This is a genomic window from Citrifermentans bremense (genome assembly GCF_014218275.1).
Taxonomy (GTDB): Bacteria; Desulfobacterota; Desulfuromonadia; order Geobacterales; family Geobacteraceae; genus Geomonas; species Geomonas pelophila.
Window position 1 is genome coordinate 951,999 of sequence record NZ_AP023213.1, and the last position, 13,002, is coordinate 965,000.

The 13,002-nt window shown below is 64.0% G+C and carries 13 protein-coding genes and 1 riboswitch; of the genes, 11 read left to right on the top strand and 2 right to left on the bottom strand.

Annotation, left to right across the window (positions count from 1 at the left end; translation table 11 throughout):
* Positions 1-30: 30 nt before the first annotated feature.
* The 10 genes from GEOBRER4_RS04075 (at position 31) to GEOBRER4_RS04120 (ending at position 9,991) form a co-directional block, all read left to right on the top strand.
* Positions 31-615, top strand: a complete 585-nt coding sequence (locus GEOBRER4_RS04075) for a DUF1003 domain-containing protein (RefSeq protein ID WP_185244336.1) — start codon at positions 31-33, stop codon at positions 613-615.
* A 58-nt stretch (positions 616-673) separates the two neighbouring features.
* Positions 674-793: riboswitch (molybdenum cofactor riboswitch) on the top strand.
* A 103-nt stretch (positions 794-896) separates the two neighbouring features.
* The gene (locus GEOBRER4_RS04080; protein WP_185244337.1) at positions 897-1,637 is read left to right on the top strand and encodes a hypothetical protein; all 741 of its coding nucleotides are present in this window, start codon (positions 897-899) and stop codon (positions 1,635-1,637) included.
* Between the two features lie 3 nt (positions 1,638-1,640).
* Positions 1,641-1,847: a hypothetical protein gene (locus GEOBRER4_RS04085; protein WP_185244338.1), complete on the top strand. Its 207-nt coding sequence runs from the start codon at positions 1,641-1,643 to the stop codon at positions 1,845-1,847.
* 57 nt (positions 1,848-1,904) lie between these two features.
* Positions 1,905-3,263, top strand: coding sequence for an ABC transporter ATP-binding protein (locus GEOBRER4_RS04090; RefSeq protein ID WP_318842570.1), 1,359 nt, complete (start codon positions 1,905-1,907; stop codon positions 3,261-3,263).
* Complete coding sequence (locus GEOBRER4_RS04095; protein ID WP_226377880.1) at positions 3,250-4,044, top strand: energy-coupling factor transporter transmembrane component T family protein; 795 nt, start codon at positions 3,250-3,252, stop codon at positions 4,042-4,044. Before GEOBRER4_RS04090 ends, GEOBRER4_RS04095 begins: the two co-directional genes overlap by 14 nt.
* Positions 4,041-4,595: a hypothetical protein gene (locus GEOBRER4_RS04100; RefSeq protein WP_226377881.1), complete on the top strand. Its 555-nt coding sequence runs from the start codon at positions 4,041-4,043 to the stop codon at positions 4,593-4,595. Before GEOBRER4_RS04095 ends, GEOBRER4_RS04100 begins: the two co-directional genes overlap by 4 nt.
* 2 nt (positions 4,596-4,597) lie before the next feature.
* Complete coding sequence (locus GEOBRER4_RS04105; RefSeq protein ID WP_185244340.1) at positions 4,598-5,398, top strand: energy transducer TonB; 801 nt, start codon at positions 4,598-4,600, stop codon at positions 5,396-5,398.
* 48 nt (positions 5,399-5,446) lie between these two features.
* Complete coding sequence (locus GEOBRER4_RS04110) at positions 5,447-6,403, top strand: fibronectin type III domain-containing protein (protein WP_185244341.1); 957 nt, start codon at positions 5,447-5,449, stop codon at positions 6,401-6,403.
* Between the two features lie 112 nt (positions 6,404-6,515).
* Positions 6,516-8,516 (top strand): TonB-dependent receptor, encoded by a 2,001-nt coding sequence (locus GEOBRER4_RS04115; protein WP_185244342.1) that lies wholly within the window; start codon positions 6,516-6,518, stop codon positions 8,514-8,516.
* 41 nt (positions 8,517-8,557) lie between these two features.
* Entirely contained in the window at positions 8,558-9,991 is a 1,434-nt protein-coding gene (locus GEOBRER4_RS04120; RefSeq protein WP_185244343.1) for a fibronectin type III domain-containing protein, read from the top strand.
* 21 nt (positions 9,992-10,012) lie between these two features.
* Here the strand turns inward: GEOBRER4_RS04120 and GEOBRER4_RS04125 are convergent, their stop codons facing one another.
* Complete coding sequence (locus tag GEOBRER4_RS04125) at positions 10,013-11,029, bottom strand: glycosyltransferase (RefSeq protein WP_185244344.1); 1,017 nt, start codon at positions 11,027-11,029, stop codon at positions 10,013-10,015.
* A gap of 257 nt (positions 11,030-11,286) precedes the next feature.
* Here GEOBRER4_RS04125 and GEOBRER4_RS04130 point away from each other — a divergent pair, with 257 nt between their 5' ends.
* The gene (locus tag GEOBRER4_RS04130; RefSeq protein WP_085813742.1) at positions 11,287-12,735 is read left to right on the top strand and encodes an aminotransferase-like domain-containing protein; all 1,449 of its coding nucleotides are present in this window, start codon (positions 11,287-11,289) and stop codon (positions 12,733-12,735) included.
* Here GEOBRER4_RS04130 and GEOBRER4_RS04135 read toward each other — a convergent pair.
* On the bottom strand, positions 12,727-12,954 hold the full coding sequence (locus GEOBRER4_RS04135; RefSeq protein WP_185244345.1) for a hypothetical protein: 228 nt from the start codon (positions 12,952-12,954) through the stop codon (positions 12,727-12,729). The two genes, GEOBRER4_RS04130 and GEOBRER4_RS04135, sit on opposite strands and share 9 nt — an antisense overlap.
* Positions 12,955-13,002: the final 48 nt, after the last annotated feature.

Consider the following 13,002-nt stretch of genomic DNA (forward strand, 5'->3'; position numbering starts at 1 on the left):
GATTCCAGACCCGCGGTTCGGGAGGGGATGATGAGCAAGAAGGAACAAGAGCGCAAGGCGACGACGGAGGGGGAAGAGGCGATGGCCGCCGTGGTGAACCGCAACATCGCCGCGCTGCTGGAGAGGCGCCAGGCCGAGGAGCGGAAAAAGCCCGTGCAGGAGCGGGTCGCCGATGCCATAACCTCTTTCACCGGAAGCATGACCTTCGTCTATATCCACGTGCTCCTGTTCAGCGGTTGGATTCTGATCAACGTGTCGTGGCTCCCCATTTTGCGTCCCTTCGACCCATCGCTCGTCATCCTCGCCATGGTGGCCTCGGTCGAGGCGATCTTTCTCTCCACCTTCGTTCTCATCAGCCAGAACCGGATGCAGGCATTGGCCGACCGGCGCGCGGAACTGAACCTCCACATAGATCTGCTGGCTGAGCACGAGGTGACCAGGATCATCACCCTTTTGACCGCCATCGGGGAGCGCCTTGGGGTGGAGGAGTCGAGGAACCCGGAGCTGGAGGAGCTTGCCAGGGACGTGCAGCCGGAAAAGGTCCTCGACACCATGGACCAGGTGGAGCAGGAGACGGCGGAAAAGGCGCCGCTTGGCACGGAAGAAGAAAAATGACCGCCTTCGAAAAAATCGTTAGCGTATACCGTTTTCCTGTGTTATTCCACTGGGCCAAATTTATCGAACTCTCCGAGCTCTGCCGCCTACCGGGTCTTTTCCCCATGGCGCCGAGCCAACGGGTGTCGCTGGAAACGGCGGCGCCTCTCTTTTGGAAAGGAGAGCCTTGAAGCAGTACCGGTAATTATTCCGGTTGCTTACGGCCTCTTTCCATCTTCGGAACGGGGCATTTTTTTGTCCACCGTTGTATACCTGTGGTTATAGCGAATGGGAGTGCAGGCATGCGGATATTGATAGCCATAGACGATACCGACAACCTGGAGAGCCGGGGGACCGGGGAGATCGCTTCCCTGATCGCGGACGGGTTGGAGCAGCGGGGATGGGGCTCGTGCAGCTTCGTCACCAGGCACCAGCTCTTTGTCCACCCGGACATCCCGTACACTTCGCACAACAGCGCCATGTGCTTTTACGCCGAAATCGGCGAGGGGGCCCTGGCGCCGGTGACGGAGTTCGTATCGGATTTCCTCGGGCGGGAGTCCGCGCCGGGGTCCGATCCCGGCCTCTGCGTGGTCGTGCCGGAGCGCGTGACGTCGGAAGACGAGCTGATGGCCTTCGGGCGGCGGGCGAAGCGTGAAGTGATCACCATGGACGAGGCCTACGGCCTCGCCCGGCGGCTCGGGGTGCACCTCTCCCAGCACGGAGGGACCGGGCAGGGGGTGATCGGCGCGCTGGCGGGGGCCGGGCTTCGTCTCTGGGGGAACGACGGGCGGCTCAAGGGGGCGCTGGAGTTCGCGCAGCCGTGCCCGACGCTGAGGGTCGCGGAGCTGCTGCAGCATCCCCTGGTGGATGCGGTCCGCTGCGCCGACGGCGGTGCCCCGCACGAGGATGACCTGGTCTCGATAGGCGAGAAGCCGAAGACGGTGCTTTTGGGCGGGAGCTCGGTGTTGCTGGTCTCTCCGCTTGATGACGCGTCTGCGGCCCGCTGGCAGACGCTGCACAGAAAGCGGCTCAGGGGGTACTGACCGATGTGGCGCACCGATGCCATGGGGGGAAGGGAATTTCTTCACGGAAGGGACGCGTGGCAGGCAGCTGCCCGGGCGGCCGAGGAGTGCGCCGCCTTTGCCGCCGACGTCGACGAGGAGCTGGTCGCCGAGGAGGAGCGCTCCTGCTACAACTGCCGCTTTCGGCGCTGGAGCGCCACGTCCTTTAACTGCCTGAAGGAGCGCGTTTAAGCGCCTGCCAGGCGACAAGGAGGCTTTCTGGATCATGTTTTTCTCAGAGTCGAGGGCCTGGGCTACACCCACCGGGGGGCTTGCGAACCGGCACTGTCGGGAATTTCCTGCAGCGTAGGCCAGGGTGAGTTCGTGGCCCTTACCGGCAACTCCGGAAGCGGCAAGAGCACCCTTTTGCTCGCCCTAGCCGGGCTCTTGCAGGAAGGCTCACTCGATGGGAGCGTCTCCCTTTTCATCGCTTCGGATGCCGCAGCCATGCGCCGGGAGGTCGGCATCGTCTTCCAGAACCCGGAAGCGCAGATGCTTTGCGACACTGTGGCGGAAGAGGTGGCTTTCGGGCCGGAGAACCTCTGCCTGCCGCCGGACGAGGTGGCCTTGCGGGTGAAGAAGGCGCTGCGGGCGGTACTTTTGGAAGGTGAGGAGGGGCGCAGCACGGAGCGGTTTTCCGCGGGGCAAAAACAGCGGCTTTGCATCGCCTCGGTGCTCTCGATGCAACCCTCGCTGCTGCTTCTGGACGAGCCGAGCGCCCAGCTCGATGTCCGGGGAAAGCTGGAGCTTTACGCCACCCTGTCGGAATTGAAGCGGAAAGGGCACACCATCATAATGGCGGAACACGACCCGCGTCCTTTCGCTTCCCTCATCGACCGGTACCTGACTCTGGACCGCGGCAAGCTGGTGGGCGACGGAACCTCACCCCCCGCCCCGGTACACTACCGGCCGAAGTCATGGCTGCTCCCCTACTGCACCTCCCTTTACGGGACAAGGCCCATACTCGACGTTTCCGGGCTCTCGCTCTCCTACCCGGAAACCGGGGAGGTGCTCAAGGGGGTGGATCTCAGGGTAAACCGCGGCCAGCGGGTGCACCTTTTCGGCGGCAACGGCGCCGGCAAGTCGAGCTTTTTGCGCTGCCTGGCCGGAACGCTTCGCCCCGACGGCGGCAACGTCCGGATCGCCGGGATGCAGAACCCCCGTGCCGGAACGCTAACCGGGAAGGTGGGGATGCTGTTCCAGAACCCGACGCGCCAGCTCTTCACCGAGAGCGTCTGGCACGAGGTCGCCTTCACCATGCAGCGGCTGGGGTGGGACCGTGAGGAGATCGACCGCATCGTCGCCGAGACCCTCTCCTTCTGCGGCATCGCGCACCTGGCGCAGCGGGCCCCTCTTACCCTCTCCTATGGAGAACAGCACCGCGTCGCCCTCGCCGCGGCGATGGCGCCGCGCCCGTCGCTGCTTTTATTGGACGAACCGTTTGCCGGGCTCGATTTCCCGCAGCGCCTGAGCCTCCTCTCGATCCTGGGGAGGATGCCGGTCAGGTACGACACCACCGTCCTGATCGCCTCTCATGACGGGCTCCCCGACCCGCGCTGGGCCGACTGCAGCTTCGTGCTGGAAGGGGGGACGATTGCCGCAAAGTAACGCCAACCCACGCAGGTCGCTTAGAAGCTGTGACTACGCCTGCCAGTTCACCTGCCACGACTCGGCGGTACACCGGATGGGGGCGGGGTGGAAGATCGTGCTGGGGATGGTGCTGAGCTTCCTTGCCGCCGGGGTACGTGCCCCGGGGATGCTGGCCCTTCTGGTCGCGGCGACCCTGATCTACTACTTCGCCGCCCGCCTGACCCTGGGGGATTTGTGGCGCGACATCCGCCTGTTCGCCTTTCAGGCGGCGCTGGTGATCCCGCTTTACTGCCTGCTCGAAGGGCCCGCTAAGGGGCTTTGGCCCGGGGTGAGGATCTCTTCCCAGATCATCCTCTTCTACCTCCCCGGCGCCGTTTTCCTGCGTACCACCCGCACGGTCGACGCCATGAAGGGGCTGCGCAGGGTGGTCCCCTACCGGCTCTCCTTCCTGGTGTTCGTCAGCATCAGGTTCGTGCCGCTTTTTTTGCGCGAGCTGGAGGAGATCATGGTGGCCCAGCAGTTGCGCGGCGCGCGCCTTGCGCCGCGCCAGCTTGCCGACCCGCGCAACTGGCCCGACCTGTTCCACTGCCTGCTGCTCCCTCTCATGGTGCGGGCGTTGAGGATGGCGGACGAAGTCTCCCGTTCAGCCGAGGCGCGCGCTTTCGGGTTGAAGCGGGAAAGGACTTTTCTCGACACATCGAGGCTCCACGAGCCTTTGCCACCGGAGCCCGCAGCACCCCTCGTCCCGGCAGGGAGCGCTGCCGGGGAACACGAACCTTACAGGAGAAAAATCGCATGATGGAAAACAACCAGCAACGGGTCTACCTCTGGAGCCGCTTCACTCTGCGCGAGGCGGTCCTCCTCTGTTTTTGCGCCACCCTCATCATCCTCACCAGGGCGGGGCTGCGGCTGCACCTCCATCTGCCGGGGCACGTGATGTTCTTCACCATGTTCTTCTTCCTGCTGGCGCGCGGTTTCGTCCCCAAGGTGGGGGCTGCGACGCTGGTCGGGCTGATCACGAGCCTGGCGAGCATCCTGCTCGGCATGGGGGCGGGGGGAGCCATGGTGCTGGTCAAGTTCCTGCTTCCTGCCCTCGTGGTCGAGTTGGCGGGCTTCGTCGCCCCCGCCTTCGTCACCAGCATGATCGCCTGCGCTGTGGTCGGGGTGCTCGCCTCCCTGGTCCGCGCCATGGCGAACACGGGTGTGGAGTGGCTCCTCGGCATGGACGAAGAGATCATGCTGAAAAAGGCGATGATCGCCGCGCTCCTTAACGGCGCCTGGGGAGGGATGGGGGCGCTTGCCGTCCCCTCGATCATACGCCGGCTCCGCGTCAACGGGCTCATCGAGTAGCGATGGCACGGCTTCGCCCCGCACTGGTCTTTTCGCTGCTGCTGCACTTGGCCCTGGCGGGTCTGGTGGCGGGCCTGTTACGCCGGCAGCCGCCCCGCGGCCAGGCGCCAGCCGACCCGGTGGTTGCCTACCTCGACCTTCGCGGGGACAAACAGGTGGAAAGCGGGGCAGCGCCGAGCCGGCCGGCGGCACCAATAGCCGCGGCGCAACCGGCTCGACATCCGCTACTTCTGCCGGCGGCGGAAAATAAGGGAACTGCGCCGCGCCCGGCTGCAGCGACCGTGCCGGTTCCCCCTGCGGCAGTTTCTCCTCCCCCCTCTGTGGCCGCCCACACCGGGCGTGCCGCCGCGGAAACGAGGCAAACATCGAGCGGGGGGGAGGGGGCGGCGGGAGCCCGGGCGAATGCCGACAACAGGGGAGCCTTATTGCCGCAGGCCGGGATGGAGCGGCAGTCCAGGGGACAAGCCGTCGCCGGCTCCGAACCAGGGGGTGAGCGGCGCGGCGCCTACCTGGCCCTGGTGAAAAAGCTGATCGAGGCCCGCAAGGAGTACCCTCTCGCGGCGCGCAAATCCGGAATCGAGGGGAGCTGCCAGCGCCGGTTCCGGCTGGGGCGGGACGGTGCCTTGAAGCGGGTCGAAACATCCAGTTCCTGCGGTCACCCCTTCCTGGATGCGGCGGCGACAAGGGCCATCACCGCTGTGGGGAGTTTTCCCCCTCCGCCGGAGGGGATCGGGGGGGACGAACCTTTCAGCGTCACCATCACCTTCACCCTAGCCAGGGGTGACACGAAGAGTTTTCGTTAGCCCGGGCGCGCCCGGGCCCATTTCAGTGAGAAGAAGGAGAAAAGAAGAATGAAACAAAGAAGGATATTCTCGGCCTTGTTGCCGGCCGTGCTGCTGGCGCTGTTCATCTTTGCCCTTGCCGGATGCGGCGGCGGGAGCGCGTCCACCTCTACGCCGCCCCCCGCCAAGGTCGCCGGGGTCGCCGCCACCTCCGGCGACGGTCAGGCAAGCCTTACCTGGGACGCCGCAGGGGATGCGGTTTCTTACAACGTCTACTACTCGGCCAGCGCCGGCGTCACCGCGGCCACCGGGACCAAGGTTGCCGGGGCCGCCAGCGGCGGGACCATCTCCGGTCTCCAAAACGGCACCACGTATTACTTCGTGGTCACCGGGGTCAACGCCGCAGGCGAGAGCGTGCTGTCGGACGAAAAGCCGGTGACCCCCTTGCCACCGCTGCCCGCGAAGGTGCTGGGCTTCAACCCCGTCGGCAGCGACGGCGAGGTCATCCTTACCTGGACCGCGGATCCCGCTGCCACCTCCTACAACGTCTACTGGAGCACCACCGCAGGAACCGCAGCGACCAGCGGCAACAAGCTCGCCAATTTCACCAGCGGCCAGGCGCTTACCGGGCTCACCAACGGGCAGACCTATTATTTCGTGGTCAAGGCCGAGAACCTTGCCGGTGAGGGGCCGGCCTCGAACGAGAAACCGGCCACTCCGGCGGCCGCTCTTCAGCCTCCGGTGAGCCCGAACAACGTCGTGCTGACCGCCGGGGTCGGCCAGGTCACCGTTTCCTGGGCGGAGCCTTCCCTTGCCGATTCGTACAACGTCTATTACCTGTTGTCCCCCACCCAGCCGACTACCGCGACCGTGATCGGCACCGGCACCAAGCTCACCAGCACCAACTCGCCGCTGGTGGTCCAGGGGCTGACCACCGGCGCCAACTATTGGTTCAGCGTCACGGCGGTGAACGCCGCCGGAGTGAGCGGCGGGCAGACGAACCCGAAGAAGGCAGTCCCCCTGTAACTTCGGGAGGGGGGGCTGTCACCACCTGAAGCCCCCCTTATTTTCTTCCCCCATCGGGGCGGAAAACGAAGGAAGACGGCCATTAACATTATCTTTTTGAAGGTCCTGAACTATGAATTCGAAGACAGCAGCGTCCTTTCTGGCCGGCGCGCTTTTTCTCCTGGCGCAGCATGCGCCGTCGGTGCAGGCGGAGGAGCTTTCCGGGATCTACACCCTCGGCGAGGTGGTGGTTTCCGGGGGCGGCGCGGAACAAGGGGTGCAGGCAACCGAGACGGTGCACACGGTAAGCTCGGAGGAGATCCGGGCCAGCGGCGCGAAGACGCTTGACGAGGCGATACGCCTCCTTCCCGGCGTCAACGTCAGGACCGGAGCCGAGGGGGTGCCGCGCATCGACATCCGAGGCTTCCGTACCCGGCACGTTCTTCTGCTTTTGGACGGGGTCCCTATGAACTCCTCGTTCGACATGCAGTTCGATCCCACCAGCATCCCCACGGAAAACATCGCCCAGATCAAGCTGACCCCCGGGTCAAGCTCGGTCCTTTACGGGCAGGGGGGGCTGGGCGGGGTCATCAACATCATCACCCGCAAGGGGCGCCCCGGCGTGCAGGGGGCGCTGGCCGCAGAAACCGGCGACCGCGAGCCGTTCGTGGCGAAGGGGACTGTTTCCGCGGCTACGGAGCGGTGGAACTATTTCCTGAGCGGCAGCGCCTCCCGTGTGGACGGGTTCCCCCTTTCCGGACAATTCCCAGGGGGGCCCGAGCAAGGGAGCGGCTACCGCAAAAACAGCGACAGGGAGAGGAGCAACCTCCTCGGGAGCATCGGTTTCACACCGACGATGGATCTCGCGCTGGGGGTGACGGTCAACTACTCCACGGGGAGCTACGGTAAACCGGCCAGCAGCATCAGCGACCCCAACGATCCCTTCGCATCTCCCCCCAAATACGCGCGGGTGCAGGATTACTCCGGGCTCTACCTGCAGTTGGCGGCGGAGTATGCGGCGAGCGAGCAGTTCACCATCCGGGGGTGGGCCTTCACCAATCGCCACGACGAAGAGTTGAACCAGTACGACAACGGCAACCTCAATTCCTTCCAGACCGACGGCTCCTTCAGGGAACAGGTGCAGACGCAGGTGACGGGAGCGACCCTGCAGCCCAGGTACTCATTCGGTACAGCGGGGGGGCTCACCCTTTCCCTGAGCGCCGAAGGGGACCGCTGGGAAAACAGCGGCGAGCTCACCGTCAACCCGGTACTCGGCGGGACCGCCACCTTCACCCCGCTGTCGGCACAACGGTCGCTGTCGCTTTATAGCGCTTCCCTCGAGTACGAGGTCGCTCCGCTTCCGGGGCTGGGATTGGTGGCCGGCTACGGCCATTACTGGCAGCAAAGAAGCGAGGAGAACCGGGACGATTTCAGCCTCCTGGCCGGCGCCAGCTACGACGTCTCCGAACAGACCAGGCTCAAGGCCGCATTCAAGCGCAACGTTCGCTTCCCTTCCCTTGGGGATCTCTACGATCTCTCCAAGGGCAACGACTCTTTGCAGGTGGAGCGTTCCAAGAGCTACGAGGCGGGGGTGGAGCGAGAACTCCCGGCCCATAGCAAGTTGTCCCTCACCGGTTTCTACACACGGGCGGAGAACCTGATCCAGAACGACCAGGCGGCTGGGAAGAACATGAACCTCTCCGAGGTGCGCTTTGCCGGGGGCGAGGCGGCTGCGTCCACGAACTGCGTCCCGGGGCTCTTGCTGCGCGCAAGCTACGCCTACCTCCACTCTGAGGACAAATCGCGCCAGGGGAGGGACCAGGTTCAGTACACCCCGAGGGACAAGGCGACCCTGGAGGCCAATTATGAGTTCGGCGCCGGTTACGCTGCATACCTGTCGCTGCTGCATGTAGCCAACCAGTACTTCTACACCAAGGACAGCGTCGCCGTGGTGCAAAAGGCGAAACTCGACGACTACACGGTGGTCAACCTGAAGCTGAGCCGGCGGGTGCTGCAGCAGCGGGTGACCTTGTACCTGGGAGCCAACAACCTGTTCGACCAGAATTACGAGACGAGCTACGGCTTCCCGCAGGCCGGCCGCTTCATCTACGGCGGATTCGAGTACCGTCTCTAGGAGGGAGGTTGATGCGTGCAGCGCTTGCTGGAGGAAAAAACATGATGGCTAAAGTGGGCAACCCTTTCTTGATCTTCATCCTGCTGCTAATGGCTTTGTCACTGTCGGCCTGCGGCGGCTCGCCATGGCGCTACGACGCAGGCGTTCCCGCCAAGCCCGCTGGTCTCGTCGCCGTGGCGCAGGACGGGGCGGTCGCGCTCAGCTGGGCTCCGGCTGTCGGCGCCACCACATATAACGTCTACTATGCCACTGCTCCAGGTGTCTCAGCAGGGACTGCACAGAAAATGGCCGGAGTCTCCGGCACTTCCGTTGTCCTTCCGGGGCTGCTCAACAACACCCGCTACTACCTGGCCGTAAGCGCAGTCAACGCCAAAGGAGAGGGGGCTTTTTCCGATGAGGCATCCGCCACACCGGTGCCCGGGGCCTTTCGCCAGTCGGACCTCGAGGGAAGCTGGCGCTTCCAGGCGCTGGTAACCGGCGCCGGGGCCAGGTGGATGCGCGGTGTAGCCTCCATCGACGTCGCAGGCTCGGTGACGGTTGCCTCGTATCTTGACAGTAACGGCAGCAGCGCGGCGCCTGCCGAACTCTTCACCGCCATGACCATGCATCCCGACGGCACGGTCTCGCAAAACGGCGCCGCCGCAGGGTTCCATGGCGTCCTCTCTGCCGGCGTCTTCAAGGACCTGCTGGTGGCAACGGCGCCGCTTGCGGGAAGTTCGGGGATGCTGGTGATCCTGCAAAAGAGCGTACCGGGAATAACCTACAGCCCGGCTGACGTAAAGGGGACGGGACGGCTGGCGGCGGGGCCTCTGCCCTACGTGTACCATCAGCTGTCCGGCGGCGGGCTCAAGGAGTGGGAGTACGCGAGCTGCCAGGTGGGCCAGGACCAGGGGGTGACCTATCTTTCCATCAAGGGGCCTACCCCGCGGGAGCTGCCCGGCGGGGGGAGCAAGGTGCTCGGGCTTTCCATAACCCCAGATGGGATCGTCAGCGAGGCTCCTTACCCGGGAGTGGTGCCGCAACCTGCTGCGCTCATCACCCATGGCGTGATGTCGGCGGACAAGATGACCGTTGTCGCAACGGCGACCGACAGCGGGGGGAGGCCACTTCTCAGGATCATGCAACTCGTGCATCCCCCTTCCGTGTCGCTTGCCGCCTCATACTATCTTCTTTCCGGGTTGACGGGGGATTACGGCTGCCATGAGCTGGACGGGGGTGCCCCCGGCTGGAGTTACGGCGGGGCGGCGGTGGACGCCTTGGGAGGGATGAGTTTCAGTAACTTCCGCGATGCAGGGGGCGCTAGCACGGCACCCGCCGGCTTTACCGTTTCTCTGGATCAGCAAGGGGGGATGACGACCGTTTCAGATCCGAGCTACAACGGGCAGCTCTCCTACTTTAAGGAACTGGCGGTTTCCACCCGGACCGCGGCCGATGGCGGGAGCCGTCTATCCGTCGCCCTGAGGCGTGCGCCATGAGCGGCCGTCGCAGCGCGCTTTCTAGGCGACGCAGGCGGCGTCGATTCCTTCGACGAACCCCGATTTAGCCGAGGATTCCCTGACCAGCGCCCTCGCCCCCCGGGCGCCTACCGTCATCAGCAGCTTTACCCCGGATGCCGTCACTTGGCCGGTGGCAAGTACCGGGGCTCCGTGCAGCTGCCGCCCGATCTTGCGGGGATCGACGTCCAGCCAGGCGGCGACACGGATCCCCTCCTCCCGCAGGAGGCGGTACCACGCCCGCCCTTCCAGCCCCGCTCCGGCGAGGATGACCTCCGTTTCCCCTTTGAGAAAGCCGTTCATCAGGTGGTGCAGCTTACAGCGCCGGAAGGCGTCGGGGGCGTAGGCCGGATTGGTGCGCGTGGTACGCTCGGGGCGTTCCCTCCAGAAGAACAGGGGCTCGGCTAGCCTTGCGAACTTCACTTGAGCGGCGGCAAGCCGCAGCCACAGGTCGTAGTCTTCGGGCCATCCCCTGTCGCGGTACCCCTCCAGCCGCTCGACGCAGCATCTGCGGTACATCACGCTCGGGTGCACGAAGGGGGATTCCACGAAAAGGTCGGCGGCTATCTCTTCATGAGTGATGAGCCGGTTCTGCCATTGCTCGTACCCGGCCATCCCGATGCCGACACCTTGCCGCGGGAAATGCCTGAAAGAGCAGGCAGCAAGCCCGATCTCGGGGTGGGCTGCCAGGAGCGCCACCTGCGCGGCGAGCCTTCGGGGATGCGAGACGTCGTCGCCGTCCATGCGCGCAACGAGCGAAGCCCGGCACTCGTTAAGCCCCAGGTTCAGGGCCGGCACCAGCCCTTCGCCGCAGTGAAGCACCCGGATGCGCGGGTCGGCCGCAGCCGCTTCGGCGAGGATGCGGGGTGTGCCGTCGGTCGAGCCGTCGTCCACCGCCACCAGTTCCCAATCGGTAAAGGTCTGCGCCTCGATCGAGCGGAGCGCCGCCGGCAGGAACCGCTCCTCGTTTCTCACCGGCATCAGGATGGAGACCGCCGGAATGTGGTTCAGCGTAGTCATGCTATGTCCTCATTTGCCTGTAGTTACGATGGCACCATATCAGCAGCAAGGGGGGAGTCCAAGCGAAAAGGCGCCGGCCGCATGTGTTGGCCGCTGCTTTTCGGGCGCGCAGCTGTGATAATTGTTATCGTGGCATTGGCAGAAACCGCTAACTGTACCCATTTCAAATTGTGTAGACTGTGTCTGGCGACATCAGGCCGATGGAGTAGAGTCTGGATGTCTTCAAGTAAACTATGTGAGGTGCGCTGGGGGGAAAGATGGCTCTGGAATCGGCAAGAGACTGCAGGCCTCTGTATGAGAAAGTGGGCGGCGAGATCGTTGCACTCATCGAAGGGGGTACCTTCCGGGTCGGGGAGCGACTTCCCTCTATCAGGCAGCTCAGCTCAAAGCTGAGCGTCAGCATCAACACGGTGATGCAGGCGTATGCGGTCCTGGAGGACCGCCGGGTGATCCAGGCGCGCCCCCAGTCGGGTTACTACGTCTGCCCCCGCGCGCCGGAAATCACCGCCACGCCGGTTTCCTGCGGGCAAGGTTTCCGCGCCACCGCGGTCACCTTCAGCGACCTCTGCCAGCTGGTGATCCGCAACATGATGGAACCTGCAATGGTCCCCCTGGGAAGCGCGGTCCCCAATCCGCAGCACCTGCCGTTCGAGAAGCTGAACCGGATCATGTCTGCCGAATTGAGGCGCTTCGGCTCGCAGAGCGTTTCCTACATGATGCCGCCGGGAAGCGAGCGGCTTAGGACCCAGATTGCCAAGCGCTCGCTTCTTTCCGGAATCAGCGTCACCCCGGACGAGGTCCTCGTGACTGCCGGTTGTGTCGAGGCCGTTCAGCTTGCCCTGCGCGCCACCTGCCGCGCCGGCGACACCATCGCCGTGGAATCCCCTTTCTACTTCAACTTCCTGCAACTCATAGCTGAAATGGGGCTGAAGGCCTTGGAAATCCCGTCGACGCCAAGGGAAGGGATCTCGATCGAGGCGCTTAGGTACGCCATCGAGAACAACAAGATCAGCGCCTGCCTGGTGATACCCAACTTCAGCAATCCATTGGGGAGCCTGATGCCGGACGAGAGAAAGCGCGAGCTGGTTCAGCTTCTGGAGCGGCATGGCATCCCTCTCATCGAGGACGACATCTACGGCGATCTCACCTTCGGGCAGCAGCGCCCTGTAGCGGCAAAATCTTTTGACAGAAAAGGTGGGGTGATTTACTGCTCCTCCTTCTCCAAGACCTTGGCTCCAGGCTACCGTGTCGGGTGGGCGATAGGCGGGCGTTACCAGGACGAGATGGAGAGGCTCAAGATGATGACGAACCTTGCCGTCGCCTCGCCGACCCAGCTTGCCCTGGCGGAGTTTCTCGCCAATGGCGGGTACGATCACCACCTGCGCGCCATCAGGCGCATCTACGCGAAGAATATGTCCCAGATGTCGGAGGCTGTGGCGAGGTACTTCCCGGAGGGGACGCGAATGACACGGCCGGCCGGCAGCTTCATGCTGTGGGTGGAGATGCCGCAGGGGGTAGACTCGGTGAAGTTGTTTCACCGGGCACTTGAGCATCGCATCGGCATCACGCCGGGGGCCATATTCTCTCTCTCCGACAAGTACCGCAATTACGTCCGCCTTTCATCTGCTTTTTGGGATGAAAAGTCGGAACGGGGAGTAGAGACCCTGGGGACGCTGGCCAAGGAGATAGTTCGCTGTTCAGGATGAGCTGGTTGAGTGGGCCATGTGGATGAGTGAGCAGTTACGGCATTTGCCGTACCGGGCGGGGAGATAAAGCAGATTGATTGTCAGGCATTTCTTGCATTCCCAGAAGGTGTAACCTGCAACTTTCTGTCCGGCGTCTTCACTGAACAACCATTTGTAATAACCATCCCAGTCATACTCTGGTTTTTGGGTCGATTTCTCTATCAAATCCTCGAGTAGCATCGCACACTCCTTCAGTATTTTCAGGCGCTGGCGGAAAATGTACTACCA